Source organism: Streptomyces longwoodensis, assembly GCF_001514125.1.
Taxonomy (GTDB): domain Bacteria; phylum Actinomycetota; class Actinomycetes; order Streptomycetales; family Streptomycetaceae; genus Streptomyces; species Streptomyces longwoodensis.
Genome location: NZ_KQ948551.1, coordinates 1 through 25,058, shown reverse-complemented (window position 1 = coordinate 25,058; position 25,058 = coordinate 1). Strand labels below are relative to the sequence as shown.

18 protein-coding genes are annotated in these 25,058 nt (G+C 74.9%); 10 read left to right on the top strand and 8 right to left on the bottom strand.

Annotated elements, in window-relative coordinates:
• Nucleotides 1-19: 19 nt before the first annotated feature.
• The 5 genes from AQJ30_RS09140 to AQJ30_RS09120 all read right to left on the bottom strand — a co-directional run bounded on the left by AQJ30_RS09140 (nt 20) and on the right by AQJ30_RS09120 (nt 7,235).
• Entirely contained in the window at nt 20-1,411 is a 1,392-nt protein-coding gene (locus AQJ30_RS09140) for an RNA polymerase sigma factor (protein WP_425424141.1), read from the bottom strand.
• 132 nt (nt 1,412-1,543) lie between these two features.
• Nucleotides 1,544-3,454, bottom strand: a complete 1,911-nt coding sequence (gene dnaG, locus AQJ30_RS09135; protein ID WP_067231091.1) for a DNA primase — start codon at nt 3,452-3,454, stop codon at nt 1,544-1,546.
• Nucleotides 3,455-3,483: 29 nt separating this feature from the next.
• On the bottom strand, nt 3,484-4,758 hold the full coding sequence (locus tag AQJ30_RS09130; RefSeq protein WP_067231089.1) for an NAD(P)/FAD-dependent oxidoreductase: 1,275 nt from the start codon (nt 4,756-4,758) through the stop codon (nt 3,484-3,486).
• Nucleotides 4,759-4,890: 132 nt separating this feature from the next.
• On the bottom strand, nt 4,891-6,153 hold the full coding sequence (locus AQJ30_RS09125) for a deoxyguanosinetriphosphate triphosphohydrolase (protein ID WP_067231087.1): 1,263 nt from the start codon (nt 6,151-6,153) through the stop codon (nt 4,891-4,893).
• Between the two features lie 275 nt (nt 6,154-6,428).
• The gene (locus AQJ30_RS09120) at nt 6,429-7,235 is read right to left on the bottom strand and encodes a sirohydrochlorin chelatase (protein WP_067231084.1); all 807 of its coding nucleotides are present in this window, start codon (nt 7,233-7,235) and stop codon (nt 6,429-6,431) included.
• 224 nt (nt 7,236-7,459) lie between these two features.
• On the opposite strand from AQJ30_RS09120, the gene AQJ30_RS09115 reads away from it, so the two are divergent.
• Together AQJ30_RS09115 and AQJ30_RS09110 are read left to right on the top strand one after the other, a co-directional pair.
• Complete coding sequence (locus AQJ30_RS09115; RefSeq protein WP_067231082.1) at nt 7,460-8,143, top strand: SanA/YdcF family protein; 684 nt, start codon at nt 7,460-7,462, stop codon at nt 8,141-8,143.
• Nucleotides 8,144-8,267: 124 nt separating this feature from the next.
• Nucleotides 8,268-10,388, top strand: a complete 2,121-nt coding sequence (locus AQJ30_RS09110; protein ID WP_067231080.1) for a molybdopterin oxidoreductase family protein — start codon at nt 8,268-8,270, stop codon at nt 10,386-10,388.
• A gap of 57 nt (nt 10,389-10,445) precedes the next feature.
• Here AQJ30_RS09110 and AQJ30_RS09105 read toward each other — a convergent pair whose 3' ends face one another.
• Complete coding sequence (locus AQJ30_RS09105; RefSeq protein ID WP_067231078.1) at nt 10,446-12,092, bottom strand: M4 family metallopeptidase; 1,647 nt, start codon at nt 12,090-12,092, stop codon at nt 10,446-10,448.
• 139 nt (nt 12,093-12,231) lie between these two features.
• Here AQJ30_RS09105 and AQJ30_RS09100 point away from each other — a divergent pair, with 139 nt between their 5' ends.
• The 6 genes from AQJ30_RS09100 to nirD all read left to right on the top strand — a co-directional run bounded on the left by AQJ30_RS09100 (nt 12,232) and on the right by nirD (nt 18,469).
• Nucleotides 12,232-12,699 (top strand): gamma-glutamylcyclotransferase family protein, encoded by a 468-nt coding sequence (locus AQJ30_RS09100; protein ID WP_067231075.1) that lies wholly within the window; start codon nt 12,232-12,234, stop codon nt 12,697-12,699.
• Nucleotides 12,700-12,914: 215 nt separating this feature from the next.
• Nucleotides 12,915-13,436, top strand: coding sequence for a hypothetical protein (locus AQJ30_RS09095; protein WP_067231073.1), 522 nt, complete (start codon nt 12,915-12,917; stop codon nt 13,434-13,436).
• Nucleotides 13,437-13,549: 113 nt separating this feature from the next.
• On the top strand, nt 13,550-14,167 hold the full coding sequence (locus AQJ30_RS09090) for a class F sortase (RefSeq protein WP_067231071.1): 618 nt from the start codon (nt 13,550-13,552) through the stop codon (nt 14,165-14,167).
• Between the two features lie 142 nt (nt 14,168-14,309).
• Nucleotides 14,310-15,521 (top strand): NAD(P)/FAD-dependent oxidoreductase, encoded by a 1,212-nt coding sequence (locus AQJ30_RS09085; RefSeq protein WP_067231069.1) that lies wholly within the window; start codon nt 14,310-14,312, stop codon nt 15,519-15,521.
• Complete coding sequence (gene nirB, locus AQJ30_RS09080) at nt 15,522-18,122, top strand: nitrite reductase large subunit NirB (RefSeq protein WP_067231067.1); 2,601 nt, start codon at nt 15,522-15,524, stop codon at nt 18,120-18,122.
• Nucleotides 18,119-18,469, top strand: coding sequence for a nitrite reductase small subunit NirD (nirD, locus tag AQJ30_RS09075; protein ID WP_067231065.1), 351 nt, complete (start codon nt 18,119-18,121; stop codon nt 18,467-18,469). The genes nirB and nirD overlap by 4 nt, the downstream gene beginning before the upstream one ends.
• A gap of 183 nt (nt 18,470-18,652) precedes the next feature.
• Here the strand turns inward: nirD and AQJ30_RS09070 are convergent, their stop codons facing one another.
• On the bottom strand, nt 18,653-19,573 hold the full coding sequence (locus AQJ30_RS09070; protein ID WP_067231063.1) for an oxidoreductase: 921 nt from the start codon (nt 19,571-19,573) through the stop codon (nt 18,653-18,655).
• Nucleotides 19,574-19,746: 173 nt separating this feature from the next.
• Between AQJ30_RS09070 and AQJ30_RS09065 the strand changes: the two genes are divergently transcribed.
• The gene (locus AQJ30_RS09065; protein ID WP_245726863.1) at nt 19,747-20,229 is read left to right on the top strand and encodes a hypothetical protein; all 483 of its coding nucleotides are present in this window, start codon (nt 19,747-19,749) and stop codon (nt 20,227-20,229) included.
• Here the strand turns inward: AQJ30_RS09065 and AQJ30_RS39770 are convergent.
• Nucleotides 20,226-22,439: an FUSC family protein gene (locus AQJ30_RS39770; protein WP_425424140.1), complete on the bottom strand. Its 2,214-nt coding sequence runs from the start codon at nt 22,437-22,439 to the stop codon at nt 20,226-20,228. The two genes, AQJ30_RS09065 and AQJ30_RS39770, sit on opposite strands and share 4 nt — an antisense overlap.
• Nucleotides 22,440-22,895: 456 nt before the next feature.
• Here AQJ30_RS39770 and AQJ30_RS09055 point away from each other — a divergent pair.
• Nucleotides 22,896-25,058: DUF6531 domain-containing protein (locus AQJ30_RS09055; RefSeq protein ID WP_169808466.1), on the top strand; the 2,163-nt coding region annotated here is incomplete at its 3' end.

Sequence of the window (25,058 nt, the reverse complement as noted above, 5' to 3'; positions counted from 1 at the left end):
GGCGGCCCCCCGGTGGGGGTCAGTCGAGGTAGCCCCGCAGCTGGTCCGCGAAGGCGTGGTCGCGGAGCTTGTTGAGGGTCTTGGACTCGATCTGGCGGATGCGCTCGCGGGTCACGCCGAAGATGCGCCCTATCTCCTCCAGCGTGCGGGGGCGGCCGTCGGCCAGGCCGTAGCGGAGCTGGACGACCTTGCGCTCGCGCTCGCCGAGGGTGGACAGCACGGCCTCCAAGTGCTCCCTGAGGAGCAGGAACGCCGCCGACTCCACGGGACTCGCGGCGTCGCCGTCCTCGATGAGGTCGCCGAGCGCGACGTCGTCCTCCTCCCCCACCGGCGCGTGCAGCGACACCGGTTCCTGCGCGAGGCGCAGCACCTCGCCGACCCGCTCGGGCGCCAGGTCCAGCTGGGCGGCGACCTCCTCGGGGGTCGGCTCGTAGCCGCGTTCCTGGAGCATGCGGCGCTGGACGCGCACGACCCGGTTGATGAGTTCGACGACGTGCACGGGGACGCGGATGGTGCGGGCCTGGTCGGCGAGCGCACGGGACATCGCCTGGCGGATCCACCAGGTGGCGTAGGTGGAGAACTTGTAGCCGCGGGCGTAGTCGAACTTCTCGACGGCGCGGATCAGGCCGAGGTTGCCCTCCTGGACCAGGTCGAGCATGGTCAGGCCGCGGCCGACGTAGCGCTTGGCGACCGACACCACGAGCCGCAGGTTGGCCTCGATGAGGCGGCGCTTGGCCATCCGGCCCATGACGACCAGCCGGTCCAGGTCGAGGGCCAGTTCGCTGTCCAGGTCGGGGGTGGTGCCCAGCTTCTCCTCGGCGAACAGGCCGGCCTCGACGCGCCGGGCGAGCTCGACCTCCTCGGCCGCGGTGAGCAGCGGGATGCGGCCGATCTCGCGCAGGTACTGGCGGAACAGGTCGGCGGAGGGGCCGCCGCTCTCGGTGCGGGTGGGAGCCCGCCCGGCGGTCCCGGGGAGCACGGCGCTCACGGCGTCCAGGGCGTGGGCGGCGTCACCGGCGTCCAGCGGGTCGGCGGCCTCCCCCGCGTCCACGGCGTCCAGCGCCTCGGCGGGCGGTTCGCCCGGCTCACCCGGCTCGGGGGGCGGCTCCACGGACGGCTCCAGGGACGGCTCGGGGCCCGGCCCGGCGTCCGGGTCGGCTTCCGGGTGGTGCGCGGCACGGTCCTGCGGGGGCACCGCGACCAGGAGGTCGCTCTCGGTGCCGGACTCCGGGCCGTCGGTACGGGTGTCGGTCGGGACGAGGGTGCGGGTCTGCACGGGGGCGACCTCCAGGATGGTCGCTGCCGAGGGGGGCGGCAGCGGTACTTCGGGGCGGAGGCGGCTGCCTCGCCGCTGTCCGTCCCGTACGCGATGAGCGCGCCCGCGGGGGTCTGTGACCCGTGGGAAACGGATCGGCCGCGCTCCGAGGACTCAGGCACCGGACCCCAGTGTGGGGTACGACACATCTCCGCCACGAGGGGCGTGCGGTGACTTTTTGAGTCCGGTCCGTGACCCAGCGGTGACCGCGGGGGCCGTCCCGGCGGGTCAGAGCGCGGCGGCCCCGTGCTCGCGCAGCGCCTGGTCGTACTGCTGGAGGATCCACAGCTCGTTCTGCACGGCGGCCAGCTGGGCCTGGTCACCGCCGGTGGACAGGCGGGTCATCTGCGACTGGACGTCCCGGATGCGGCGCTCCACCGCGCGGCGGCGGACCTGGACCAGGACCGTGCCCGCGTACACCTCGTCCACCGCGCGCTTCATGATCGGCTCGACGGCGAGCTCGGTGACCATGGCGCGGACCGTGTCGTCGGGGGCGGCCTCGCGGACCCGCACCAGGTACTCCTGCGGGTCCTGCACGCCGTACTCCGCGCCGCCCGCGTCCAGGACCGCCTGGCGCACGGCCGCGTAGGGCGGGGCGGTGAACTCGTCGATGCCGTACGCGTCGAACGCCGGGGAGACCAGCTCGGGGCGCTGCAGGGCGAGCTTGAGCAGCTCGCGCTCGGTGGCGAAGACCGGGTTGCGCAGGGTGAGGGCCGGGCCGGAGGGTCCGGAGCGGGGGGCCTGCGCCGCCCACTGCTGCTGCGGGGCGCCCCGGTCGGCGGGGCGCGGGTCGCGGCCGCCGCGCTCGCGGGCCCAGCGGGCCAGCTGGGCCACCCGCTTGACCACGAACTGGGTGTCGAGGATGCCCAGCAGACCAGCCAGCTGGACGGCGACCTCGTGCTGCGCGCCGGTGTTCTTGATCCGGGCGACGACCGGCGCGGCCTCGTCGAGGGCGGCGGCCCGCCCGGCCGGGGTGTCCAGGTCGTAGCGGCCGACGATCTGGCGCAGCGCGAACTCGAAGAGCGGGGTGCGGGGTTCGACCAGGTCGGCGACCGCCTCGTCGCCCTTGGCCAGGCGCAGGTCGCAGGGGTCCATGCCGTCGGGCGCGATCGCGATGTAGGTCTCGGCGGCGAACTTCTGGTCGTCCTCGAAGGCGCGCAGGGCCGCCTTCTGGCCGGCCGCGTCGCCGTCGAAGGTGAAGATCACGCGCGCCGAGCCGTTGTCCATCAGCAGGCGGCGGAGGATCTTGATGTGGTCGCCGCCGAAGGCAGTGCCGCAGGTGGCGATGGCGGTGGTGACGCCGGCCAGGTGGCAGGCCATGACGTCGGTGTAGCCCTCGACCACGACCGCGCGGGACGTCTTGGCGATCTCCTTCTTCGCCAGGTCGATGCCGTAGAGGACCTGGGACTTGCGGTAGAGCGCCGTGTCGGGCGTGTTGAGGTACTTGGGGCCGTTGTCCGCCTCGTAGAGCTTGCGCGCGCCGAAGCCCACGACGTCGCCGCCGATGTCGCGGATGGGCCACATCAGCCGGCCCCGGAAGCGGTCGATGGGGCCGCGGCGGCCCTCCTGGGAGAGCCCGGAGAGGACCAGCTCCTTGTCGGTGAAGCCCTTGCCGCGCAGGAACCGGGTGAGGTGGTCCCAGCCCTGCGGGCTGTAGCCGACGCCGAAGTGCTGGGCGGCGGCCTGGTCGAAGCCGCGCTCGGCGAGGAAGACCCGGCCGGCCTCGGCCTCCGGGGAGAGCGCGAGCTGTTCCGCGTACCACTCGGCGGCGATCTTGTGGGCCTCGACCAGGCGGATGCGCTCGCCGCGCTGGTGGGCGGGGTTGTAGCCGCCCTCCTCGTAGCGCAGGGTGATGCCGGCCTGGGCGGCCAGGCGCTCGACCGCCTCGGAGAAGGTGAGGTGGTCGATCTTCATCACGAACGTGATGGTGTCGCCGCCCTCCTGGCAGCCGAAGCAGTGGAACAGTCCCTTGCCCGGGCTGACCTGGAAGGAGGGCGACTTCTCGTCGTGGAACGGGCACAGTCCCTTGAGGTTGCCGCCGCCCGCGTTGCGCAGCTGGAGGTACTCGGACACCACGGCGTCGATCGGGACCGCGTCCCGTACCGCCTTCACGTCCTCGTCGTTGATCCGTCCTGCCACGCGTGAAGTCTACGGGGACGGACCGACACTCACGGTGCGAGGTTTTCCAGCGGAACGTGCGGGTCGGCCAGGGCGTCGGTGTCGACCGGCGCCTTCGCGCGGATCAGCCGCTGGATCGGCTCCGTGACGTCCCACACGTTGACGTTCATCCCGGCCAGCACCCGGCCCTCGGCGACCCAGAACGCGATGAACTCGCGCTTGCCGGCGTCCCCGCGGATCACCACCTGGTCGTACGAGCCCGGCGGCGCCCACCCGCTGTACTCCATGCCCAGGTCGTACTGGTCGGTGAAGAAGTAGGGGACGCGCTCGTGGGCGGCGCCCTCGCCGGGCTTGCCGAGCATCGAGCGGGCGGCGGCCGGGCCGCCGTTCAGGGCGTTGGCCCAGTGCTCGACCCGGACCCGGGTGTCGAACAGGCCGAGCGGCACCGAGGCCACGTCGCCGGCCGCGTACACGTCCGGGTCGGAGGTGCGCAGGCCCGCGTCCACCACGACCCCGCCGCCGTGCGCCCGGTCGGCGAGTTCCAGCCCGGCCGCCTCGGCGAGCGCGACCCGCGGCGCGGCGCCGATCGCGGCCAGCACGTCGTGCGCCGGGTGTTCCTCGCCGTCGTCCGTGCGGGCCGCGAGGACCATGCCGTCCTGGCCGACGATCTCGGTCAGCCGGGCCCCGAAGTGGAAGCGCACCCCGCGCTCGCGGTGCAGCTCGGCGAACAGCTCGCCCAGCTCGGGCCCGAGGACGCCGTGCAGCGGGGTCGGCGAGGGGTCGACGACGGTGACCTCCGCGCCGTACTCGCGGGCCGCCGCCGCGACCTCCAGGCCGATCCAGCCGGCGCCGGCGATCACGAGGTGGCCGTTGTCACGGCCGAGGGCGGCCAGCACGCCCTTGAGGCGCTCGGCGTGGGCGAGCCGGCGCAGGTGGTGGACGCCCGCGAGGTCCGTGCCGGGGATGTCCAGGCGGCGCGGCTCGGCGCCGGTGGTGAGCAGCAGCTTGTCGTAGTGGACGAGGGTGCCGTCCTCGCCGAAGCGGACGGTCTTCGCCGTGCGGTCGATCGCGTCGACGGTCTGGCCCAGGTGCAGCTCGACGTCGTTCTGCGCGTACCAGGCGGGCTCGTGCACGAAGACGCTCTCGCGGGCGTCCTTGCCGAGCAGGTAGCCCTTGGACAGCGGGGGCCGCTCGTAGGGGTGGTCGCGCTCGTCGCCGATCAGTATCACGCGGCCGGTGAAGCCCTCCGTCCGGAGCGTCTCGGCCGCCTTGGCGCCGGCCAGGCCACCTCCGACGATGACGAATGTCTGATCCGCGTCGACCACGTGAAGCCTCCTCGTAAACGTACGGCCACATGAGCGTCCCGCACGCCGGGGGGCGGGGGAAGGGGGAGTGACCCGATCAGGCCACGGGGGGTCGCCCACCGGCCGCTCCCGCGGTCCGGGTGGCGTCGATGGTCACAGGTGCGCCGTCAGGCGGGCGTGAAGGGAGCGCGCCGAGGCGTCCGTGAGGGAGGCGATCTGGTCGACGATCACCCGTTTGCGGGCCCGGTCGTCCGGCGCCCCCGCGAACAGCGCGCGGAACTGCGGGTCGAGTCCGTCGGGGGCGCGCGCGGTCAGCACCTCGGCCAGCTCGGCGATCACCACGCGCTGGTCGGCGCGCAGCCGCTCCTGCTCGGCGCGCTGCATGACGTACAAGTCGGCGACCGCCTTGAGGACCGCGCACTCCAGGCGGGTGTCGCGCGGGACGACGAGCTCGGCCGCGTACCGGCTCAGCGGCCCGCTGCCGTACGCCTCGCGCGTGGCGGTCTCGGCGGCCAGGCAGAAGCGGCCGATGAGCTGGCTGGTGGCGTCCTTCAGCCGGGCCTGGGCGACCGCGGTGCCGTCGTAGCCGTGCGGCCACCACTCCTGCTCCTGGAGCCGGTCCAGGGCGGCGGCCAGCTCCTCGGGGTCGGTGTCCGCCGGGACGTACCGGCGGGCGGCGACCGCGAAGACCTCCCGGCGCTCCGGCTCGGCGTGCAGGCAGGCGGGGTCGACGTGACCGGCGTGCAGGCCGTCCTCGACGTCGTGCACCGAGTACGCCACGTCGTCCGACCAGTCCATGACCTGGGCCTCGAAGCACGTGCGCGTGCCGGGCGCGTCGGCGCGGACCCAGTCGAACACGGGCCGGTCGTCGTCGTACACGCCGAACTTGCGCGAGTCCGGGTCGGTGGGGTGGGCGCCGCGCGGCCAGGGGTACTTGGTCGCGGCGTCGAGGGTGGCCCGGGTCAGGTTGAGGCCGACGGAGCCCTCCGGGGTGAAGCGCTTGGGCTCGATGCGGGTGAGCAGCCGCAGCGACTGGGCGTTGCCCTCGAAGCCGCCGCAGTCCCGCGCGAAGTCGTCGAGCGCCCGTTCGCCGTTGTGGCCGAACGGGGGGTGGCCCAGGTCGTGGGCGAGGCAGGCCGCCTCCACCAGGTCGGGGTCGCAGCCGAGAGCCGCGCCCAGCTCCCGGCCGACCTGGGCGCACTCCAGGGAGTGCGTGAGCCGGGTGCGGGGGCTGGCGTCCCAGGCGGGGCCCCGGGTGCCGGGCGTGACGACCTGGGTCTTGCCGGCCAGTCTGCGCAGTGCGGCGGAGTGCAGGATGCGGGCGCGGTCGCGCTGGAACGCGGTGCGTCCCGGCCGCTTGTCGGGCTCGGGCGCCCAGCGCTCGGCCGCGGTGTCGTCGTACGGGGTGCCTGCCATGGCTCGACAGTACGGGTCGCCGCTGACAGAACGGGCGGGGCGGGCCTGCGCGGGCGGGACCGGGGTGGTGCGGGTGGAGTTCCTGGACGTGGTCGGGTCCGTGCGAGGCCGCGTCCGGCAGCCGGGCCGGGCCGGGTGCCCGGCCGCGTCCACGGGCGGGGCGGAGCCGGTGAGGGCCGCGCGGGCGGGCCGGCCGGCGGGTGCGGGCGCGCGTGCGCGGGCGGTCCGGGGCCGGGCGGGCCGGACCGGGCCCGCAGGTCGGCCGAGGCCGCGTTCTACGCGGCGTGGGACGCGTCGTGCGCGGCGGTGAGGGCCTCGTCGTAGCGGGTCAGGACCAGGCGGGCCATCGCCGGGTGGGCGCCGAGGGGGGCCGAGGCCAGCCAGGGGGCGTGGGCCGCGCACTGGGTCGCGAAGCGGCCGGGGGCCGTGAAGTACGACGCGACCGCCACCCGGTGGCGGCCCCGGGCCGCGAGGTCGCGCAGCGCCGACTCCACGGTGGGTGCCGCGGCGGAGGCGTAGGCGGGGACGACCGGGACGCCGAGGCGCCGCGCCAGGAGGCGGGCCGTGCGGTCCGTGTCGGACGCGTTGTCGGGGTCGCGGGAGCCCGCCGCGGCGAGCACCACCGCGCCGGCGCGGCGCTCGGCGTCCGTCGGGTCGGCGGGCCAGCCCGCGTCCACCAGCCGGGCGTGGAGGGTGTCCACCAGCAGGGGGTGGGGGCCGAGCGGGCGCGCCACGCGCGTGTGCAGGCGCGCCCCGGCCGCCATGCCGGGGATGTCGTGCTTCACGTGGTGGCCGCGGCCGAGCAGCAGCGGCACCAGCACGGCGTCCGTCGTGCCGCGCGCGTCGAGGGCGGCGAGGGTGTCGGGCAGCAGCGGCTCGTTCAGCTCGATGTGGCCGAGGTGCACGGACAGGCCGGGCCGCAGGCCGCTCACCCGCGCGAGGAGCTCACGGACGGTGGCCAGGGCCCGCGGGTCGCGGCTGCCGTGCCCGACGAGGACCAGCGCGGGCGGCTCGGGGCGCCGGCGGCCGTGGGGGCCGGCCGGGCCGGGCCGGCCGGCGGGCGAGGGGCTGACCGGGCGCATCAGGGGCGCCGGGCCGTCGGGGAGAGCGTCATGGGGACCGATCCTGCCGGGGCGAGGTTGCCCGGCTGTTGCGCGTCCGTCACGGGACTTTTCCGGTGGTTCACCTTCCAGGGAACCACGGTGTGAGGTCCGGCGGGCGGGGCCGGGGGTGAACCGGATGATCGCGGGACGCGTCCTCCTGGCCGGGACCAGGAAGGTTCCCCTTGACACGAGGAGGTGGCGCCGTGCGCCGACCCTGGCGCCGACCGCGGCTGCCGCGCACCCGGACGGGGTGGCGACGGCTGGTGCAGGGCGTGGTGGCGGGGTGCGTGCTGGCGCTGCTGCCGTCGACGTGGCTGTTCGTGTCCACCGCGGACCGGCTGGTGACCACCGCCTCCGCGCCGCGCACCGACGTCGCCGTGGTGTTCGGCGCGGGCCTGTGGAACGGCGAGCCGTCGCCGTACCTCGCGCACCGGCTGGACGCGGCGGCGCGGCTGTACCGGGACGGCACGGTCAAGGTCGTCCTGGTCACCGGCGACAACAGCCGCGAGGACTACGACGAGCCGGACGCCATGCGCGCGTACCTCACCCGGCACGGCGTGCCCGACGGGCGGATCGTCGGCGACTACGCCGGGTTCGACACCTGGGACTCCTGCGTACGGGCCCGGAAGATCTTCGGCGTCCACCGGGCCGTGCTGATCAGCCAGGGCTTCCACATCCGGCGCGCGGTCGCCCTGTGCGAGGCGGCCGGGATCACCTCGTACGGCGTCGGGGTGGACGCCAAGCACGACGTCACCTGGTACTACGGCGGTGCGCGGGAGGTGCTCGCCGCCGGCAAGGCCGCGCTGGACGCGGTCTTCGAGCCGGACCCGCGGTTCCTCGGGCGGAAGGAGACGGGAGTGGCGTCGGCGCTGGCGGGAGCGCGCTGACCCGCCGCCCCCGGGTGCGGCGCACGCACCTCACCGGGCGCGCGGGCCGGCGGGGAGGTCGTCGTGCCGGGGGCGTAACAGGGGCCGTCGCGGCACGTAACACGGCCGCCGCACGCTGGGGCGCATGCCGAGCACCCCGACGCCCACCCACTGCCCGTACTGCGCCCTGCAGTGCGGGATGAACCTCACGCCCGCGCCGCAGGGCGGCGTCGAGGTGAGCGAGCGCGCCGACTTCCCGGTGAACCGGGGGGCGCTGTGCGCCAAGGGCCGTACGGCGCCCGCGGTGCTCTCCGAGCGGGTGCGGCTGACCTCCCCGTGGGTGCGCTCGCCCGCCGGGACGCTGGAGCCGGCCACCTGGGAGGAGGCGCTGGACCGGATCGCCCGCGAGCTGGCCCGGGTGCGCGCCGAGGCGGGGGCCGACGCGGTCGGCGTGTTCGGCGGGGGCGGGCTGACCAACGAGAAGGCGTACGCGCTCGGCAAGTTCGCCCGCGTGGTGCTGGGCACCTCGCAGATCGACTACAACGGGCGGTTCTGCATGTCGTCGGCGGCCGCCGCCGGCACGAAGGCGTTCGGGGTGGACCGGGGGCTGCCGTTCCCGCTGGAGGACGTCCCGCGGACCGGCTGCGTGATCCTGGTCGGCTCCAACCCCGCCGAGACCATGCCGCCCGCCCTGCGCTACTTCCGCGAACTGCGCGAGAACGGCGGCACGCTGATCGTCGTCGACCCGCGCCGCACGAAGACCGCCGAGCAGGCCGACCTGCACCTGGCACCCCGCCCCGGCACCGACCTGGCGCTCGCGCTCGGCCTGCTGCACCTGGTGGTGGCGGAGGGCCGCACCGACGAGGAGTACGTCCGGGAGCGGACCAGCGGCTGGGAGGAGGCGCGGGCCGCGGCGATGGCGCACTGGCCGGAGTACGTGGAGCGGATCACGGGGGTGTCCGTTCCCGAACTGCGCGAGGCCGTACGGCTGTTCTGCGAGCCCGAGGCCGCGATGGTGCTCACCGCGCGCGGGCCCGAGCAGCAGTCCAAGGGGACGGACACCGTCGGCGCCTGGATCAACCTGTGCCTGGCGACCGGCCGGGCGGGCCGCGCGCTGTCGGGGTACGGCTGCCTGACCGGACAGGGCAACGGGCAGGGCGGGCGCGAACACGGCCAGAAGGCCGACCAGTTGCCCGGCTACCGCAAGCTGGACGACCCGGCGGCGCGGCGGCACGTGGCCGAGGTGTGGGGTGTGGACCCGGACGCGCTGCCCGGACCGGGGCGCAGCGCCTACGAGTTGCTCGACGCCCTCGGCACGGACGTCCGCGCGCTGCTGCTGATGGGCTCCAACCCGGTGGTGTCGGCGCCGCGCGCCGCGCACGTCGAGGAGCGCATCCGGTCCCTGGACTTCCTCGCCGTGTGCGACGTGGTGCTGTCGGAGACGGCCGCGCTGGCCGACGTGGTGCTGCCCGTGACGCAGTGGGCGGAGGAGACCGGTACCACGACCAACCTGGAGGGCCGCGTGCTGCTGCGGCGCCGGGCGGTCTCCCCGCCCGAGGGCGTGCGCAGCGACCTGGAGGTCCTGCACGGACTCGCCGCCCGGCTGGGCGTGGAGAAGGGCTTCCCGACGGACCCCGAGGAGGTCTTCGAGGAACTGCGCCGGGCGAGCGCGGGTGGCGCGGCGGACTACTCCGGCATCAGCTACCGCCGACTGGCCGAGGGGGACGGGGTGTTCTGGCCGTGCCCGGCGGAGGGCACGGCGGTGGCGGCGGGCTCCGGTGCGCAGGGGGACGCGCCCGGACACCCCGGCACCCCGCGCCTGTTCCTCGACCGGTTCGCCACCCCGGACGGCCGGGCGCGGTTCGTGCCGGTCGCGCACCGGCCCGCGGCCGAGGAGCCGGACGAGGAGTTCCCGGTGCTGCTCACCACGGGCCGGGTGGTGGCCCAGTACCAGTCGGGCGCGCAGACCCGGCGGGTCGGCGAGCTGAACGCCGCCGCGCCGGGCCCGTTCGTCGAGCTGCACCCCCGGCTCGCGGCACGGCTCGGGGCCGCCGAGGGCGACCCGGTGGCCGTGGTGTCCCGCCGCGGCCGTGCGGTGGCACCGGCCCGCATCACCACCGCCATCCGCCCGGACACGGTGTTCATGCCGTTCCACTGGCCGGGCGAGGGCCGCGCGAACACCCTGACCAACCCGGCCCTGGACCCGACGTCCCGGATGCCGGAGTTCAAGGTGTGCGCGGTGCGGCTGGAGGCGGTGGAGGGGTAGGGCGAGGGGCCGGCGCCCGGGTGTCGGGCGCCGGCCCCCGCTCGGACGAGGTGCGGGTCAGGTGACGTTGACCGCCGTCCACGCCGCCGCCACCGCCGCGTACTCCGCGCTGGTCGCGCCGTAGAGGTCCTTCGCCGCGTTCAGGGTGGCCGTGCGGGCTCCCTTGTAGTTCGTGGAGGACGTCATGTAGACGGTCAGGGCGCGGTACCAGATCTTGCCGACCTTGTCGCGGCCGATGCCGGTGACCGTCGAGCCGTTGTAGGTGGGCGAGTCGTAGCTGACGCCGTTGATGGTCTTGGCGCCGCTGCCCTCGGCGAGGAGGTAGGCGAAGTGGTTGGCGACGCCGGAGGAGTAGTGGACGTCGAGGTTGCCGACCGAACTGCTCCAGTAGTCGGCCGAGTTGCCGTCCTTGGAGGGCTTGTCCATGAAGCGCAGGGCGGCCTTGCCGAAGCCGGGGCGGACGATCTTCTCGCCGATCAGGTAGTCACCGGCGTCGGCACCGTTGCCGGCGTACCACTCGACCATCGTGCCGAGGATGTCCGAGGTGGCCTCGTTCAGGCCGCCCGACTCGCCCGAGTAGGTCAGGGCGGCCGTCTTCGACGTCACGCCGTGGCTCATCTCGTGGCCCGCGACGTCCAGCGCGACCAGCGGGCCGAACGTGGTGCCGTCGCCGTCGCCGTACGTCATGCAGAAGCAGCTGTCGTCCCAGAAGGCGTTGTTGTAGTTGCTGCCGTAGTGGACCCGGTTGTAGGACCCCTTGCCGTCGCCCGCGATGCCGTTGCGGCCGTGGACGTTCTTGTAGTAGTCCCAGGTCTCGTCGGTGCCGTACTGGGCGTCGACCGCGGCGGAGGAGCGGTCGGCGGTGGTGCCGGTGCCCCAGTGGTTGTCGGCGTCGGTGAAGACGGTCGCGGGGGCGCGGCTGAAGCAGATGCCGAAGATGCACAGGTCGGTCTTGTTGGCCGCGTCGCCGGTGTAGGTGTTGCCGCGGGTCGGGTCCTTGAGCTGGTACGTGGAGCCGGAGGCCGTGGTCTCCAGCGGGACCGTGCCGCCGTACAGGGAGGCGCCGTCGCCGGTCGCCGTCTCGATCAGGTCCCAGGCGTCGATCTGCGCGCCGGTGCGGGCGTCGGTCAGGACGGCGCGGGCGACCGGGTTGCCGAGCGTGTCCAGGCCGACCGCGTCGGTCCGCCAGGCCAGTCTCGGGGTGCCGTGCAGGGCGTCGACGACGAGGTGCGGCTTGGCCTTGACCTGCTTGAGGGTGGTGCCGCGGCTCGCGGCGCGCAGGGCGGCCAGGGCGGCGTCGGCGGCCTCGGGGGCGGGCACCCGCGGGGTGATGGAGGCGAGCGAGACCGTCCCGGTGGTCGCCCGGTCGGCGCCGCGGTAGGAGCCGTCGGAGGCCAGGTGGACCACGAAGTCGCCGCCGAGGACGGGCAGTCGGCGGAAGGTGCGGTCGTAGCGGACGTGCTGGGTGCCGTCCTCGTCGACGACGACGTCCCGGACGGACGTGTCCTGGGTGGCGGTCAGGCCGAGGCCCGCGGCGTGGTCCGCGACGGCGGACGCGGCGTTGGCGAGGGCGGTGGCGCGGCTCGGCCCGTCGGCCGCGTCGGCGGCGGGCGAGAGCGCGGCGGCCAGCAGGGTGGCCGCGGTGGCGGCGATGCCGGCGGTGGCGAGACGGGAACCTCGGACGTGCGGCCGTATCCGACTCATCGGACTCCTCGGTCGGGGCGCCGACGGGCGCGTGGGGGTGGCGCTGATGTCCCCTGAGATTTAAGGGGCCATGACATGTCATGTCCATAGCGCCTTCACCGGGACGTGTGAGGATGCCGGGGAGGAGAGAATCGTTTCTGTGACCGCACTCCTCCCTTTCTTCGTCTACGGCACCCTGCGCCCCGGCGAGGTCAACCACGACCTCCTCCTGCGCGGCCGTACCCGCGCCGAGGAACCCGCGCTGCTCCCCGACGCGGTGCTCTACGCCGGCCCCGGCTACCCCTTCGCCGTGCACGCGCCCGGCGGCGGCACCGTCACCGGCGACCTGGTCACCGCGCACCCGTGGGCCCACGACGCCCTCCTCGCCGAGCTGGACCGGCTCGAGGAGTACCGGCCCGGCGACCCGCACACCCTCTACGAGCGCGTCGAGCGGGCCACCGTGCTGCGCGCGGCCGGGGGCCCGCCCGTGCGCGCCTGGGTGTACCTCGCCGGGCCCGTCGTCGCGGCCCGGCTGCGGGCGCACGGGGAGCCGATCGAGGGCGGCGACTGGCGGGCGCAGGGGGTGTCTTGTCGATCAACCCGGCCTGATCGGCAAGACACCCCCTAGGCGTCGCTGACTCGCCGTCACCCGTTCACCCGCTCGTCCGGCGCCTTTGTGGCGCGCTCCGCCACGGCCGCCGTGACCTGCTGAAACGCCGGCCGGGCCGGGCGGCGGGCGACACCCGTTCATCCCCTTTCTGACGCGCCCTCAGGAAGCGGGCTCGCGCCGGTGCCACTTACCTCGGAAGGGCAGGACCCACCGAACAGCTCGAAGGAGCACCGATGCGACGTACCGCCCGTCTGCTGACCGGCACCGCGCTCGCCGTCACCGCCGTGAGCGGTCCCGTCGCCACCGCGTACGCCGCGCAGTCCGGCGGCCTCGAGGTGTACCCCTCGACGGCCGTGCCGGGTGACCGGGTCAGTGTCGGCACCTCGGCGTGCGGACCCGAGGGCACCGCCGCGGGCGACGCCGGCGCGGTCGGCGCGGGCCGGTTCACCCTGGCGCCGACCACCCACGACGGCGACGTCGTCGGGGAGTTCAGGGTGCCGCCCAGCGCGCAGCCCGGGACGTACGAGATCGTCGCGGAGTGCGCCGAGGGCGGCCGGCGGGTCAGCGGGGACCTCGTGGTGTCCCTGACCGCGACGCACCAGCGGGTCCCCCCGCGGGGGAGCGTGAAGACGGGGGTCGGCGGCGCTCTGGGCCCCGACCCCGTGCAGACCGCGGCCGGCGTGGCGGCTCTCGCCGTCGCCGCCGCGGGCGGTACCTGGCTCCTGCATCGCCGGGCGAGAGGCGATGCGTTCTGACGGACACCCTCCGCTGTCCGTCCGCCGGTACCGCACCATCCCTCCCCCTCCGGGTCCGACGCCCCTCGCGGCCCGGAGGGGGACCGGGCCGCCCAGCTCACCAGGAGGCTCCCATGCACAGGCTGGGCGACACCGCGATAGCCGCCGTGACCGTCACCGCGCTGTGCTCCGGCGCGTGGCTGCTGCACGACGGCGCCGAACGGCACGCCCCGCCGCAGCCGTCCGCCGCCCAGGCCCGGCCCGGCGGTACCGACCCGCGCTCCGCGCCCGCGCTGCCCCCGTCCCCGCCGGACCGCGTCCGCATCCCCGCGATCGGCGTCGACGCGCCCCTGACCGGCCTGCGCCTCACCCCCGGCGGCAGCCTGGAGGCACCGCCCGCCGCGCGCAAGAACCTGGCCGGCTGGTACGAGGCCGGCACCACCCCCGGGGAGACGGGCACCGCGATCGTCGCGGGCCACGTCGACAACGCCGACGGCCCGGCCGTGTTCTACGCGCTCGGCGCGCTGAAGAAGGGCGCCCGCATCGAGGTCGACCGCCGGGACGGCGGCACGGCCGTGTTCACCGTGGACGCGGTGGAGGTCTACCGGGCGGGCGCCTTCCCCGACGCCAAGGTCTACGGCGCCGCGCCGCGGCCGGAGCTGCGGGTGATCACCTGCGGGGGCGGCTACTCGCGGGACACCGGCTACCAGGGCAACGTGGTGGTGTTCGCGCACCTCACCGGGAGCCGCTGAGCCGGCTCCCCGAGCCCCCTCCCCCACCACGTTCCGGCCGGTGCGACCTCACACCTCTCCCCCGCCCCCGCTGAGGGCAGCGTTCCGCACGGGAAACAGGGGTGATGCGGCCGGGTAACGTCGGCACCGCAGGCTCGACGGCATGACCTCGAATACGCGTGTGGTGGTGATCGGCGCCGGCCTCGCGGGCGTACGGCTCGCCCGGCGGCTCGGTGAGCTCGGCACGCCCGCGCTGGTCGTCGGCGAGGAGGAACACCGGCCCTACAACCGGGTCCTGCTCGCCGAGGTGCTGGCCGGCCGTTACGCGCCCGAGGTGATCGCGCTGCCCGCGCCCGCCGACCTGGTGCGGGCCCGGGTCACCGGCATCGACCGCGACCGGCGCACGGTGACGTGCGCGGACGGCACGGAGATCGCCTACGGGACGCTGGTCCTGGCGACCGGGTCCAACCCGGTGCTGCCGCCGCTGCGCGGCCTGTTCACCCCGGACCGCGAACTCCCGGAGGGCGTGCACGCGTTCCGCACGATGGACGACTGCCTGGGCCTGTCGAAGGCGGTCCGGCCGGGCGTGCGGGCGGTGGTGATCGGCGGCGGGCTCCTCGGGGTCTCCGCGGCCCGCGCCCTCGCCGTGCGCGGCGCCCAGGTCGTCCTCGCCCAGCAGGCCGAGCGCCTGATGGAGCGTCAGCTCGACCCGGAGGCCTCGCGGCTGGTGCTGCGGCACCTGGAGGACCTCGGCGTCGAGGTGCACCCCGAGTGCCGGGTGCGCGACGTGCGCTGCGTGGGCGGCGCGGTCCGCTCGGTGGAGATGGCCGACGGCTACGCGCTCGACGCCGACCTGGTGGTGCTGGCCTGCGGGGTCCACCCGCGGGTCGGTCTCGCCCAGGACGCCGGCCTCGCCGTCGACAAGGGCGTACTGGTCGACGACGCCCTGCGCACCTCCGACCCGCACGTGCGCGCCGTCGGCGACTGCGCGCAGCACGCCGGGCAGGTCTACGGCCTCGCCGCGCCCGCCCTGGAACAGGCGGACGTGCTCGCCGCCCTGCTGGCCGGCCGCGACGACGTCCGCTACACGGGCACCCGCGCGCTGACCCGGCTGACGCTCACCGGCGACGGCGTGCTCGACCTCGCCGCGTTCGGCGACACGGTGGCGCGGCCCGGCGACGACGTCGTGCGGCTCACCGACGCCACCCGCGGCACCTACCGCAAGGTCGTCGTCCGCGACGACCGCCTGGTCGGCGGGGTCCTCGTCGGCGAACTCGGCACCGTCGGCGCGCTCGCCCGCGCCTGGGAGGGAGCAGAGCCGCTCCCCGGCGACGGCCCCCTGCTCCACCTGCTCACCAACGATGGAGGCTCCTGAATGTCCGCCACCCCGGAGGCCACCCCCACGATCGTGCTCGTCGGCCACGGCATGGTCGGCCAGCGCTTCCTCGAAGCGCTCGCCGAGCGCGGCCTGACCGCCACGCACCGCGTGGTCGTGCTGTGCGAGGAGCCGCGCCCGGCGTACGACCGGGTCGCCCTCACGTCGTACTTCTCGGGCCGCACGCCCGAGGAACTGTCCGTGACGGACCCGGAGTTCATCACCACGCACGGCATCGAGCTGTACGTCGGCGACCCGGCCGTCACCGTCGACCGCGTGGCCCGCGAGGTGACCGCGCGCTCCGGGCGGGTGTTCGGCTACGACACCCTCGTCCTCGCCACCGGCTCCTACCCGTTCGTGCCTCCGGTCCCGAACAAGGACGCCGAGGGCTGCTTCGTCTACCGCACGATCGAGGACCTGCTCGCCATCGAGGAGTACGCGCGGACCCGGGCCACCACCGGCGCCGTGGTCGGCGGCGGACTGCTCGGCCTGGAGGCCGCTGGCGCCCTGAAGGGCCTCGGACTGACCGCCCACATCGTGGAGTTCGCGCCGCGTCTGATGCCGGTGCAGGTCGACGAGGGCGGCGGCGCGGCCCTGCTGCGCACCATCGAGGGCATGGGCCTGAGCGTCCACACCGGCGTCGGCACCCAGGAGATCGTGGTCGACGCGTCCGGCGCCGTCACCGGCATGAAGCTGTCCGACGGCTCCGAACTGGCCACCGACCTGGTGGTGTTCAGCGCCGGCGTCCGGCCCCGCGACCAGCTCGCCCGGGACTGCGGACTGACCGTCGGGGAGCGCGGCGGCATCGCGGTCGACGAGCAGTGCCGCACGGTGGCCGACCCGCACGTGTTCGCGATCGGCGAGTGCGCGCTGGCCGCCGACGGCCGGGTGTACGGGCTGGTCGCGCCGGGCTACGACCAGGCGGAGACGGCCGCCGCGACCATCGCCGCGGACGAGGCGTCGTTCACCGGGGCCGACCTGTCCACCAAGCTGAAGCTGCTCGGCGTGGACGTGGCGTCCTTCGGCGACGCGCACGGCACCACCGGGGACTGCCTGGACGTCGTCTACTCCGACTCCCGCGCGGGCCTGTACAAGAAGCTCGTGATCGGCCGCGACGGCACGCTGCTCGGCGGCATCCTGGTCGGCGACGCGGAGGCCTACGGCACGCTGCGCGCGCTGACCGGCTCGGTGCCGCCCGTCGCGCCGGAATCGCTGGTGCTGCCCGCCGGGGCCGGCGCGGGCGCCGAGGGGCTCGGACCGGCCGCGCTGCCGGACGACGCGATCATCTGCTCCTGCAACAACGTCCGCAAGGGCACGATCCGCGAGGCCGTCTCGGAACACCGCTGCACCACCGTGCCCGAGGTGAAGAAGTGCACCAAGGCCGGGACGACGTGCGGCAGTTGCGTCAAGGTCCTCGGCCAGCTGGTCGCCGCGGAGCTGGAGGCGTCCGGCGTCGAGGTCGACAAGGGCCTGTGCGGCTGCTTCTCACAGACCCGCGAGGAGCTCTACGAGATCGTCCTCGCGCTGCGGATCACCACCTACCAGGACCTGCTGGACCGCTACGGCCGCGAGGAGGCCCGCGGCACCGACGGCTGCGAGGTCTGCAAGCCCGCGGTGGGGTCGATCATCGCCTCCCTCGCCCCGGTGATCGGCGCGAGCGGCTACGTCCTGGACGGCGAACAGGCGGCGCTGCAGGACAGCAACGACCACTTCCTCGCCAACCTCCAGAAGAACGGCTCGTACTCCGTCGTCCCGCGCATCCCCGGCGGTGAGATCACCCCGGAGAAGCTGATCGTGATCGGCGAGATCGCCCGCGACTTCGGCCTCTACACGAAGATCACCGGCGGCCAGCGCATCGACCTGTTCGGCGCCCGTGTCGAGCAGTTGCCGCTGATCTGGACCCGGCTGGTGGACGCCGGCTTCGAGTCGGGCCACGCCTACGGCAAGGCGCTGCGCACCGTGAAGTCCTGCGTGGGCTCCACCTGGTGCCGCTACGGCGTCCAGGACTCGGTGCGCATGGCGATCGACCTGGAGCTGCGCTACCGGGGCCTGCGCTCCCCGCACAAGCTGAAGTCGGCCGTCTCGGGCTGCGCCCGCGAGTGCGCGGAGGCCCAGTCGAAGGACTTCGGCGTGATCGCCACGGCCGGCGGCTGGAACCTCTACGTCGGCGGCAACGGCGGCGCCACCCCGCGCCACGCGGACCTGCTCGCGCAGGACCTCTCCGACACCGAGCTGGTCCGGCTGATCGACCGCTTCCTGATGTTCTACATCCGCACCGCCGACCGCCTGGAGCGCACCTCGGCCTGGCTGGAGCGGCTTCCCGGCGGCCTGGACCACGTCCGCGAGGTGGTCGTCGAGGACTCCCTCGGCATCTGCGCCGAGCTGGAGTCGCTGATGGCGGCGCACGTCGCGCACTACCGCGACGAGTGGGCCGAGACCATCAACGACCCCGAGAAGCTCGCCCGCTTCGTGTCCTTCGTCAACGCGCCCGACACGCCCGACCCGGTGGTCGGCTTCGTCCCGGAGCGCGACCAGATCAAGCCCGACCTGCCGCTGCTGGCCATTGGCCACCGCCCCTTGGAAGGAAGCGCCCAGCGATGACCCTGGCACTCGAGACGACCGACCTGAAGGTCCAGCTCAGGCTGGACGGGGACTGGCTCACGCTCTGCGACCTGAGCCGGCTGCTGCCCGGCCGGGGCGTGGCCGCCCTGCTCCCCGACGGCCGGCAGGCGGCCCTGTTCCGCGACCGCGCGGGCGAGCTGTACGCGGTCGACAACCGCGACCCGTTCGCCGGGGCCGCGGTCCTCTCCCGCGGCCTGCTCGGCACCCACCGGGGCCGCCCGTACGTCGCGTCCCCGCTGCTCAAGCAGCGGTTCGACCTGCTGGACGGCCGGTGCCTGGACGACGAGACGGTACGGGTGCGGACCTACGAGGTCCGGGCCGCCTGAGCCGTGTCTTTCGGATCACCCCGGGGCCACGGGGCTTGGCACGCACATCTGCCGCGTTGTCGTCGGTCCCCGACGCTCCGCGTCGACTCCCTCCTCCGCCTTGCAGCTGCACGCACCAAGCCCCGCTCACCGGCACTGTCAAGGCGCCGCCGCTCCGAGTCGGGCTGATCCGAAAGACACGGCCTAGGCCGCGCGGTCCACGAGGTCGTAGGTGACCCCGGTGAGCCGTGCGGAGGCGTCCCACAGGCGCTGCCCGAGGGTGTCGTCGAGGGTCCAGGGCGCCCGCCAAGAACGGGAGGGCGCCCCGCGCCACATCGCGAGGGCCGGGCCGGTGAACGAGTCGGGCCGCACGCCGGGCGCGGTCGCCGCGTACAGCGTGGGCAGGGCACCGTCCTCGGCCGGCTGGGCGAGGACCCGGTCGCCCGCCACCAGCAGCCGCCGGGTGGCCGCGCCGCCCACGCCGGCGGTGAGCCCGGTGGCGGCGTACCCCGGGTGCGCGGCCACCGCCACGACCGGCGTTTCGCTCGCCGCGAAGCGCCGCGCGAGCTCGTGGGTGAAGTGCAGGTTGGCGCTCTTCGAACGGGCGTAGGCGGTCCAGCGGCCGTAGCTGCGCAGGCTGTTGAGGTCGCGCAGGTCCACCTTGCCCAGGGCGTGCAGCATGCTGGACACGGTGACGACCCGGGCCGCGGGCGCCGCGAGCAGCCGGGGCAGCAGCAGCCCGGTCAGCGCGAAGTGCCCGAGGTGGTTGACCCCGAACTGCGTCTCGAACCCGTCGGCGATCGTCCCGTACGGCACCGCCATCACGCCCGCGTTGTTCACGAGCAGGTCGAGCCGGTCGTGGGGGTACCAGGCCGCGAACTCCCGCACGGACCGCAGGTCCGCCAGGTCCAGGCGGCCGAACGTGACGTCGGCGCCCGGCACTTCGCCGCGCAGCCGCTCCACGGCCCGTTCCCCGCGCCCCGCGTCCCGGCAGGCGACGACGACCCGGGCGCCCGCGCGGGCCAGTTCGCGGGCGGTGACGAGGCCGAGTCCGCCGTTCGCGCCGGTGACGACGGCGATCCGGCCGCCCTGCTCCGGGATGTCCCGCGTGGTCCAGCCGCCCATGGCCGTTGCTCCCTCCGATGGTGCCCCCAGCGTAGGAGCGCCCGTGTTCGCCCGGCGTATGCCCGCCGGCACGCGGGGTCACCCGTCGACGGGCACGGGGCCGGCCTGTCGGCTCCGCGGGCGTCCGGTGCATCATGACCCCATGACGATCATGACGCCCGACCGAAAGGCCGGTGCCGCGTAGGCGGCCCGGCGCCCTGCGCGCCCCCCGGTCACGGCACCCGGCGCCCCGCACGCGGGCGGAACCGCCCCCGCCCCGCATCCCGGGCCTGTCCCCCGCGACCACCCTGGCGGTCCACCGGGTGGAGGCGACGTACCCGGACGTCCTCCTCTTCCCGGGCGCGACCAGCACCGCGCTCTTCCGCTACCGCGCCTTCCTGGTCCCGGGCCGGCGCCCCCTGTACCCGCGCACGGCGGTCTGCCCGTCCTGCCCCGGCTGCGCCCTGGACGACGTCCGGGAGGCGAGGGACACCCTGGCGGAGGTGCTGCGCCGCCTGCCCCCGCGCCCGGCGGCCGAACTGGCCTCGGTGCTGGCCGCCCTCGACGGCAAGTACGCGGCGAGGACCCTGCCGGACCCGCGGGCGCCGGCGACGGGCGGGGGTGGTGGCACGGGCGGCTGGGGGAAGGGGCGGAGGGGTGGTGAGCGGGGTGGCTAGCGGTGGGGCGCTCCCCCGTGTCCGGCGGGTGGGGGCGGCGGGGCGGGGTGGTGGATCGCCGCCAGGTCCGCCGTGAGGTCGTCCAGCCAGACCTCGACGTCCACCAGGTACGGCAGGAGGCCGGGGGGCACGGGGGGTGCCGGGGGCGGGGGGTCGGGCGGGTCGGCGGGGGGCGGGGGGAAGGCCGCCGTGCGGGACATGGTCGCCGAGACCCGGTCCGCCGTGTCCGCGGCCCAGCGGCGGGCCACGGGCGGCATCTCCCCCGGCGCCCGCTCCTGCGGCAGCCAGTGCGCGCCCACCAGGACCCGGGTCGCGCAGTTCAGGACGGCCAGCCAGTCCGGGTCGCCGGGCGCCGGGGCGGCCGACGGCTCCGTGCGGTACTGCGCGTACACCGCCTCAGCGATGCGGAGCCGGTGCCGGGTCAGCCGTACGGCCTCGTCCGCCGCCCGGCGGCGGAGGCGGGCGTCGGCCGGGTCGCACGCGGCCTCCACCGTCAGGCCCACCAGCGGCGCGGTCGACCGCAGCAGGGCCGCCATGCCCCTGCGGATCTCCGCCCGCGCCCCCGCCGGCCAGGCCAGCAGCCCGCACAGCAGCCCCACCGCGCTGCCGGTCAGCACGTCGACCACCCGGACCTCGGCCAGCCGCCACGTCACCGGCGCCAGCTGCGCGAACGCCGTCGACACCACCAGGGTGAACATCCCCTGCGCCCAGGCGGGACCGCCCAGCGGACCCACCGTGAACGCCGCCGCCATCACCGGCACCAGCAGCGCCGCGTAGACGTCCGTGGAGCCGCCCGCCTCCGTCAGCAGCAGCCCCGCCGCCACCGCGCCCGCCAGCGTGCCGAGCGCCGCGGCCCGCACCGCCGACCAGGTGGCGACCGCCGTCGTCCGGCCCAGCGTCAGCACCGCGAGCAGCACCCAGAACCCGTGCGCCAGGTCCAGCGACCCGGCCACCAGCCGCGCCACCGCCAGGCCCAGGGCCGTGCGGACGGCGTTCTGGAGCACCACGGAGCGCACGGTGAGGTTGCCGGCCAGCCTGATCGCCCACAGGCGCGGTCCCGACAGCCCCGCGTACCAGAACTGGGCCGGCGGCAGCCCCGGCACCCGGCGCGCACTCCCCCGCGCCACGGCCACGGCGGCCGCCACGGTCAGCGCCGACAGGGCGGTCGACAGCACGGCGGAGCGGGCCGTGAGCCGCGCGTGCCACGCGGTACCGGTCGGGTCCGCGGCGGCCGCCGCCTTTCCGTCCTCGCCCCTCGTCTCCAGGAACGCGCCCGTCATCTCCAGCAGCCGGTCCGGGCCCCGCGCCGGCTGGTCGCCCCGCACCGCCTCGGCCGTCTCGGCGCAGCAGTCGGCGATGCCGTCGAGGAGCCGGCGGGTCGGCGCGTCCTCGGGCGGCGGGGCCGGCCGCGCCGCGAGGGCGGCCAGTTGCTCCAGCAGGCGGCGGGCCGCGCCGCCGGTCTGGGCCAGGGCCCGGTGGGTGCGGCCGGCGCCGGTCGGACTCGTGCCGGGCGGCTGCCGGGAGAAGCGCAGGCCCTGCGCGGCGGCGTGCAGGGCGCGCGGGCGGGACAGGGAGACGGGCGGCCGGTCGCAGGGGCGGGACAGGGAGACGGGCGGCGGGTCGCAGGGGCGGGACGGGGAGACGGGCGGCCGGTCGCAGGGGCGGGACGGGGAGGCGGCCGGTGGGTCGTCTCCGTGCCCCCGCGCCAGGGCCCTCGCCGTGGCCGCCGCCTCGCGCAGCGCGTGGGCCACGTGGTCGGCGTAGTGCGGGGCGGTGGGCTCGGGCAGGAGCCGGAGTTCGGCCGCGGCCAGCAGCAGCGCACCGGCGGCCAGGCCGGCCAGGCGTTGCGGGAGGGTGCCGGGGGCGTACGGCGGGAAGCAGGCCAGGATGTAGAAGAGCTGGAGCCCGGGGGCCGCCCCCGCCACCCTCGGTCCGCAGGCTGAGGCGAACGCCAGCACGAAGCCGACGACCAGCATCCCGGCGACGGCCGGCGCGGTGGCCACGGCCAGCGCGGTGCCGAGGGCGGTCAGCGCCGCGGCGGGCGGAAGGGCGTACAGGACGGCGCGCGCCCGCTCCCGCCCCGAGCCCGGCAGCGGCGACAGCACGCCGAACGCGACCGCCGCGAACAGGGCGTAGATCGCCACCACCGGACGGTCGAACGCGTACAGGGCCGGATAGAACCCGGCGGCGGCCGCCACGGTCACCCGCACGGCCCGCCGGGCTGCCCGCCGGTACGTCGGACCGGGCGAGGGGGACGGGGACGCCGGTGAGGTCGGCCGCCGTGGACGCACCTGCGCTCCTCTCCGGCGCCCACCCCGGCCTCCGGCACGGCCCGCGCCGCCACGTCCCCATGGTCGCCGAGCCGGGCCGCGCCCACCTGCCGCGCGGCCCCGCACGGATCGGGTCGTGTGGCCGGAGGAAGATCATCGCTTTCCGGACGTTCACTTCCGGCCCTTCGCCACCTCACGGCCGCCGACGCGGGCCCACTGGCGCCGGTTCACCCCATCCGCACCTTTTGCCGACACGTAGCGGACGGGCTGATTCCTGCGCGAATGCGCTGGAACTTCGCGGGCACCGGGCGGATCTTTGTGCGAATCCTGTGACAGGTTGTGGGCGCCCAGCGGCCACGGGGGCCGCTGGGATCAGTCTTCCAACGGGGGGAAGTCATGCACACGCGTGCCTTCGGCACGCCGTTCCGGCGTGCCCGCAAGAGATCAGCCACCGCCCTGTCGATCGCGGCGCTCACCTCCGCCGCGCTGGCCGCGTCCGTACTGCCCGGCGCGACCGCGGCCGTCGCCGACGACCGACCGGTCTCGAAATGGGGCGCGAACAGCCCCGACTTCTCGATGCCGGCGGTGAAGGTCGGCGCCAACCGCCCGGTGCCGTCACGGACGTCGAAGGTCCCGACGGACGAGGTGTACGTGCCGTGGCTGCGCGAGCAGCGCGCGCACGCCAAGGACCCCGGCCGAGCGGGCGGCGGGACCAAATCGCCCTCGGCCAAGGGCTCCACGGCGGACGCCTCGGTGCTCAGCCTCGTGCCCGAGGGCCAGGGCAACGTCCCCTGGCACCGCTCCACGAGCTTCGCCATCACCGACGCGCTCAAGGCGAAGATCGACTACTCGACCGGCAACCTGATGCTGACGGCGACCGACTTCGACGTCGCCGGGGTCGGCCAGGACCTGCGCCTGGCGCGGACGTACAACTCGCTGGACGCGCCGTGGGGCAGGGTCTCCCAGCGCTGGTGGCAGGAGTACGAGCGCTACCTGTCCGTCTCCTCCGGCGAGGTCGTCTTCTACGACGCCTCCGGGGCCACCGTGCGCTTCACCAAGAACAGCGACGGCTCCTTCACCACGCCCAAGGGCTGGTCCGAGGACCTGAAGAAGAACGCGGACGGCACCTACACCCTGACGAAGTGGAAGTCGGGGGCGAAGGAGACCTACAACCAGTACGGGTCCCTGACGAAGGTCACCGACCGCAACCACGGCACGATCAGCGTCACCCAGCACGACGAGAACGGCGAGAACAAGGGCTTCAAGCTCCTGGAGACCCGCTCGGGCCGCTTCCTCGACCTGTACAAGACGTACCCCTCGCAGTGGCAGGCCAAGGACAACACCGGCCGCACCGCCGTGTTCAACCTCGACGCGAGCGGCAACCTGGCCACCACCACCGACACCGAGGGCAAGACGGTCACCTTCCGCTACGACACCTCCGGCCGCGTCGACAAGATCACCACCGCGGAGGGCCGCGTCACCGTCTTCACCTACGACGACGTCAACCGCGTCACCTCCATGCTGCGCGGCACCGGCTTCAACAGCGACGGCCACACCGGCCCCACCTGGACCTACGCCTACAGCAGCGCCTCGGCGACCGCGTCCGGCACCACGACGGCCAAGGACCCGGAGCTGCACTCCACGAAGTACGCCCACGACGGCGACGGCCAGGTCACCGACGTGACCGACCACCTGCAGCGCAACCGGTCGACGAAGTTCGACGCCAACCACAACATCGACACCGCCACGGACGCGATGGGCTCGGGCACCACCCCGGGCAACGTCACCGACTACGGCTTCGACTCCCGCAACAACCTCCAGACGGTGACCCGGCCCGGGCAGTCGGCGACCCAGCCGGGGCCCACGTCGGTCAGCAGCTGGCAGACCATCGCCGGCGGTGACGTGCCGAAGGACTCGACCAACGCCGACGGCGAGAAGACGTCCTTCACCTACGACACCGTCGGCAACACCACCTCGGTCGCCCAGACCGGCACCGGTGGCGGCAGCGTCTCCTACGACTACAACCCCGCCACCCCCACCTGCGGCGGCTTCGAGGGCCAGCGCTGCGCGGCGAAGACGAAGACGACGTCGACGAAGACGGTCCAGGCCGACTTCCACTACGACGCCCGCGGCAACCTGGAGTGGGCCAAGGCCCCCTCCCCGCTGGGGAAGACGACGTACACCTACGACGAACTCGGCCGCACCACGAGCGTCACCGACGCCCGCGGCGTGAAGGTCGCCTACACCTACGACAACCGCGACCGCGTGCGCACCGTCACCTCACCGAACACGGTGAAGGTGGAGTACTGGTACGACGGCGACGGCAACCTCGTCCAGCGCTCCGACGGCACGGGGACGACGAAGTACGAGTTCGACCCGCTGCAGCGCGAGACGGTCCGCCACCTCCAGGACGGCTCCCAGACCCTGCTCGCCTACACCCCGGCCGGCAACGTCGACTACTACCAGGACCCCGCCGGGAAGACCGACTACACCTGGAACGAGGTCAACAAGCTCACCGAGCTGAAGGACCCGCGCGGCGCGGTGACGACGTACGACTAC

Bases quoted from the DNA above. Each gene is read 5' to 3' on its own strand.
- AQJ30_RS09125 (WP_067231087.1), bottom strand. From the start codon at position 6,153: ATGGCAGGCACCCCGTACGACGACACCGCGGCCGAGCGCTGGGCGCCC.
- AQJ30_RS09120 (WP_067231084.1), bottom strand. From the start codon at position 7,235: ATGCGCCCGGTCAGCCCCTCGCCCGCCGGCCGGCCCGGCCCGGCCGGC.
- AQJ30_RS09110 (WP_067231080.1), top strand. From the start codon at position 8,268: ATGCCGAGCACCCCGACGCCCACCCACTGCCCGTACTGCGCCCTGCAG.
- AQJ30_RS09105 (WP_067231078.1), bottom strand. From the start codon at position 12,092: ATGAGTCGGATACGGCCGCACGTCCGAGGTTCCCGTCTCGCCACCGCC.
- AQJ30_RS09095 (WP_067231073.1), top strand. From the start codon at position 12,915: ATGCGACGTACCGCCCGTCTGCTGACCGGCACCGCGCTCGCCGTCACC.
- AQJ30_RS09090 (WP_067231071.1), top strand. From the start codon at position 13,550: ATGCACAGGCTGGGCGACACCGCGATAGCCGCCGTGACCGTCACCGCG.
- AQJ30_RS09085 (WP_067231069.1), top strand. From the start codon at position 14,310: ATGACCTCGAATACGCGTGTGGTGGTGATCGGCGCCGGCCTCGCGGGC.
- nirB (WP_067231067.1), top strand. From the start codon at position 15,522: ATGTCCGCCACCCCGGAGGCCACCCCCACGATCGTGCTCGTCGGCCAC.
- nirD (WP_067231065.1), top strand. From the start codon at position 18,119: ATGACCCTGGCACTCGAGACGACCGACCTGAAGGTCCAGCTCAGGCTG.
- AQJ30_RS09070 (WP_067231063.1), bottom strand. From the start codon at position 19,573: ATGGGCGGCTGGACCACGCGGGACATCCCGGAGCAGGGCGGCCGGATC.